The 340-nt window shown below is 41.2% G+C and carries 1 protein-coding gene; it reads left to right on the forward strand.

Features of this window, described 5'->3' with window-relative positions; translation table 11 throughout:
• The coding region (locus tag ASU00_RS24180; protein WP_152983852.1) for an IS3 family transposase at positions 1 to 340 on the forward strand (340 nt) is incomplete at both ends.

Here is a 340-nt window from a genome sequence, read left to right on the forward strand (position 1 = left end):
TGCGTATGGAGATTGCGTATTTAAAAAAGCTGAGAGCCTTAGTTCAGGAAGAAGAATCACGAAAACAATCAAGGCGAAAGTAGTATATGAACTAAGGCATGAATTCCCTGTTACCCAATTGTTGAAGATAGCTGGGTTGCCGAAAAGTACCTACTATTACCACGTTCAATCTTGGAAACAGCCGGATCCTGATCGCAAGTGGAAAAGGAGAATTCTCTTCATATACCGTAAGCACCAAGGACGCCTTGGTTATCGCCGTATCACAGATACTCTTCAAGCCAAAGGATATGTGATAAACAAGAAGAAAGTACTTCGTATTATGAAAGAGCTAGGGCTTCAA

The organism is Peribacillus muralis (genome assembly GCF_001439925.1).
GTDB classification, from domain to species: Bacteria; Bacillota; Bacilli; order Bacillales; family DSM-1321; genus Peribacillus; species Peribacillus muralis.